A 2,992-nucleotide genomic window follows, 5' to 3' on the forward strand; every position below is an offset into this window, starting at 1 on the left:
AAACTGATGAAGGTATATTCCTTCAAAACTAGATAACATTTGCTTCATATTATATGGTTAAGTCCTCGATCTATTAGTATTCGTCAGCTCCACATGTCACCATGCTTCCACCTCGAACCTATCAACCTGATCATCTTTCAGGGATCTTACTAGCTTACGCTATGGGAAATCTCATCTTGAGGGGGGCTTCATGCTTAGATGCTTTCAGCACTTATCCCTTCCGCACATAGCTACCCAGCTATGCCCTTGGCAGAACAACTGGTACACCAGCGGTGCGTCCATCCCGGTCCTCTCGTACTAAGGACAGCTCCTCTCAAATTTCCTGCGCCCACGACGGATAGGGACCGAACTGTCTCACGACGTTCTGAACCCAGCTCGCGTACCGCTTTAATGGGCGAACAGCCCAACCCTTGGGACCGACTACAGCCCCAGGATGCGATGAGCCGACATCGAGGTGCCAAACCTCCCCGTCGATGTGGACTCTTGGGGGAGATAAGCCTGTTATCCCCGGGGTAGCTTTTATCCGTTGAGCGATGGCCCTTCCATGCGGAACCACCGGATCACTAAGCCCGACTTTCGTCCCTGCTCGACTTGTAGGTCTCGCAGTCAAGCTCCCTTATGCCTTTGCACTCTACGAATGATTTCCAACCATTCTGAGGGAACCTTTGGGCGCCTCCGTTACACTTTAGGAGGCGACCGCCCCAGTCAAACTGCCCACCTGACACTGTCTCCCGGGTCGATAAGACCCGTAGGTTAGAATTTCAATACAGTCAGGGCGGTATCCCACCAGCGCCTCCACCGAAGCTAGCGCTCCGGTTTCAATGGCTCCCGCCTATCCTGTACAAACTGTACCAAAATTCAATATCAGGCTACAGTAAAGCTCCACGGGGTCTTTCCGTCCTGTCGCGGGTAACCTGCATCTTCACAGGTACTATAATTTCACCGAGTCTCTGGTTGAGACAGTGCCCAAATCGTTACACCTTTCGTGCGGGTCGGAACTTACCCGACAAGGAATTTCGCTACCTTAGGACCGTTATAGTTACGGCCGCCGTTTACTGGGGCTTCAGTTCAGAGCTTCGCTTACGCTAACCCCTCTCCTTAACCTTCCAGCACCGGGCAGGTGTCAGCCCCTATACTTCGCCTTACGGCTTCGCAGAGACCTGTGTTTTTGCTAAACAGTCGCTTGGGCCTATTCACTGCGGCTTTCCGTTAAGAAAGCACCCCTTCTCCCGAAGTTACGGGGTCATTTTGCCGAGTTCCTTAACCAGAGTTCTCTCGCACACCTTAGGATTCTCTCCTCGCCTACCTGTGTCGGTTTGCGGTACAGGCACCTTTTATCTCGCTAGAAGCTTTTCTTGGCAGCGGGGAATCAAAGACTTCGCTCCATAAGGAGCTTCCCCATCACAGCTCAGCCTTCACGATAAGCGGATTTGCCTACTTATCAGCCTAACTGCTTGGACGTGCACAACCAATCGCACGCTTCTTCTATCCTTCTGCGTCCCTCCATTGCTCAAACGATAAAGAGGTGGTACAGGAATATCAACCTGTTGTCCATCGCCTACGCCTGTCGGCCTCGGCTTAGGTCCTGACTAACCCTGAGCGGACGAGCCTTCCTCAGGAAACCTTAGGCATTCGGTGGACGGGATTCTCACCCGTCTTTCGCTACTCATACCGGCATTCTCACTTCTAAGCGCTCCACCAGTCCTTCCGGTCTGACTTCACTGCACTTAGAACGCTCCCCTACCACTGATACCATTGGTATCAATTCGCAGCTTCGGTGGTGTATTTAGCCCCGGTACATTTTCGGCGCAGAGTCACTCGACTAGTGAGCTATTACGCACTCTTTAAATGGTGGCTGCTTCTGAGCCAACATCCTAGTTGTCTAAGCAACTCCACATCCTTTTCCACTTAATACACACTTTGGGACCTTAGCTGGCGATCTGGGCTGTTTCCCTCTTGACTACGGATCTTATCACTCGCAGTCTGACTCCTAAGGATAAGTCATTGGCATTCGGAGTTTGACTGAATTCGGTAATCCGATGAGGACCCCTAGTTCAATCAGTGCTCTACCTCCAAGACTCTTACACTTAAGGCTAGCCCTAAAGCTATTTCGGGGAGAACCAGCTATCTCCAGGTTCGATTGGAATTTCTCCGCTACCCACACCTCATCCCCGCACTTTTCAACGTGCGTGGGTTCGGGCCTCCATTCAGTGTTACCTGAACTTCACCCTGGACATGGGTAGATCACCTGGTTTCGGGTCTACGACCACGTACTAAACGCCCTATTCAGACTCGCTTTCGCTGCGGCTCCGCCTCTTCAGCTTAACCTCGCACGGGATCGTAACTCGCCGGTTCATTCTACAAAAGGCACGCCATCACCCATTAACGGGCTCTGACTATTTGTAGGCACACGGTTTCAGGATCTCTTTCACTCCCCTTCCGGGGTGCTTTTCACCTTTCCCTCACGGTACTGGTTCACTATCGATCACTAGGGAGTATTTAGCCTTGGGAGATGGTCCTCCCAGATTCCGACGGAATTTCACGTGTTCCGCCGTACTCAGGATACATTCAAGAGAGAACGAAGTTTCGACTACGGGGTTATTACCCTCTGTGACGGACCTTTCCAGGTCGCTTCGTCTACCTCGTTCCTTTGTAACTCCGTATAGAATGTCCTACAACCCCAAGAGGCAAGCCTCTTGGTTTGGGCTAGATTCCGTTTCGCTCGCCGCTACTCAGGAAATCGCATTTGCTTTCTCTTCCTCCAGGTACTTAGATGTTTCAGTTCCCTGGGTCTGTCTTCCATACCCTATGTATTCAGGTAAGGATACCATACCATTACGTATAGTGGGTTTCCCCATTCGGAAATCTTCGGATCAAAGCTTACTTACAGCTCCCCGAAGCATATCGGCGTTAGTCCCGTCCTTCATCGACTCCTAGTGTCAAGGCATCCACCGTGCGCCCTTTCTAACTTAACCAAACTAAAATTAAAAAA

1 rRNA gene is annotated in these 2,992 nt (G+C 51.2%); it reads right to left on the minus strand.

From position 1 onward, the window contains the following. Nucleotides 1–53: 53 nt before the first annotated feature. A 23S ribosomal RNA gene (locus V7038_RS01110) occupies nt 54–2,975 on the minus strand. Nucleotides 2,976–2,992: the final 17 nt, after the last annotated feature.

The organism is Bacillus sp. JJ783 (genome assembly GCF_036963225.1).
GTDB lineage: Bacteria > Bacillota > Bacilli > Bacillales > Bacillaceae_G > Bacillus_A > Bacillus_A cereus_U.